The organism is Rhodococcus sp. EPR-157 (genome assembly GCF_001647195.1).
In the GTDB taxonomy this organism is placed as follows: domain Bacteria; phylum Actinomycetota; class Actinomycetes; order Mycobacteriales; family Mycobacteriaceae; genus Rhodococcoides.
Genome location: NZ_LVCV01000584.1, coordinates 1 through 1,292, shown reverse-complemented (window position 1 = coordinate 1,292; position 1,292 = coordinate 1). Strand labels below are relative to the sequence as shown.

The 1,292-nt window shown below is 59.3% G+C and carries 1 protein-coding gene; it reads right to left on the bottom strand.

Annotation, left to right across the window (positions count from 1 at the left end):
- Window positions 1-41: 41 nt before the first annotated feature.
- Window positions 42-1,222 (bottom strand): IS3 family transposase gene (locus A2J03_RS25435; protein WP_156520580.1). Its coding sequence is split into 2 segments (ribosomal slippage): window positions 42-955 and window positions 955-1,222, totalling 1,182 coding nucleotides; the frame shifts between segments, so codons are not numbered across the junction.
- Window positions 1,223-1,292: the final 70 nt, after the last annotated feature.

Below are 1,292 nucleotides of genomic sequence, written 5' to 3'. Positions count from 1 at the left end.
TGATCTGCCGCGGGGATTTCGGACACTGGAGATGGTTAATTTCAGGCCGCGTTGACGTGCTGCCGGTAAGTGTAGTGGACGTCGTTCGGGGCCTGGTAGTCGAGTGCTGAATGCCTGCGCCGAGGATTGTAGAAACCCTCGATGTATCGGATGACATCTTGTCGCGCTTGGGATTTCGTGGCATAGACGGTGCGATATACGCATTCGTTCTTCAGTGCAGCGAAGAAACTTTCGGCCATGCTGTTGTCCCAACATTGACCGGTCCGTCCCATCGAGGACCGCATGCCCAAGGTAGCCACCAGAGCTCGGTAGAGCTGCGAGGTGTAGACGCTGCCCCGATCGGAGTGAAAGATCGCTCCCGGCTCGATCAGGCTGGTCGCAGCAGCATTGGTGAGGGCGGCTGCGACGAGCTCGGTGCGCATGTGATCGGCGATCGACCAGCCCACGACCTTCCGGGAGAAGCAGTCGATCACCGTGGCCAAGTACACGAACCCCTGCCAGGTGTGGATGTAGGTTATGTCGCCGACGAACTTGACCCCTGGCCGATCCGCAGTGAAATCCCGCTTGACCAGGTCCGGCACCGCATCGTCGTCACCGGATTGCGTGGTCGTCCGAAACGGACGCGGCTGACATGGGACGAGGTCGTGTTCGCGCATGATCGAACGAACCAACTCCGGGGAACATTCGACGCCGGCGGCGCGTAGGTCGGCGTGGATACGCCGGTACCCGTAGGTACCGTGCGCCGCGTCGAAGAATATTCGAATCTGCCCTGCCAGAGCATCACGGCGTTTCGACGTTGCTGACTGCGGTCTGCTGCGCCAATGGTAGAAACCTGAGGTCGACACCTCGAGCCAGCGGCAACGATCGATGACGGGTACTACCGCGGAGTCGTCCGCGACATAGGAATCGATGAACTCGTACTTCGCCACTACCGTGGCTCCCGCGCGAAGTACGAGGCTGCTTTTTTCAAAAATGCTGCCTCAGAACGAAGTTCACGATTCTCTTGTTCGAGCTGGGCCAGTCGCGCGCGTTCGGTCACAGTGAGTTCACTGCCTTCGCCGCTGCCGTGGGTGTCGCGATACTTGGCGAGCCATCGTCGCAGGCTGTCGTCGCCGACCCCGTAGGCTTTGGCGACTTCACTGATCGGTTTGGACGAATCGATCACCTCACGGCACAGTTCATCTTTGAACTCTGCCGAGAACGATCGCCGTGATCTGCTCATGCTGGTCGGACTCATTTCAGTAGATCCCTATTCTAAGCGGGTCCACTGTCCGAAATCCCTGGGCCGATCA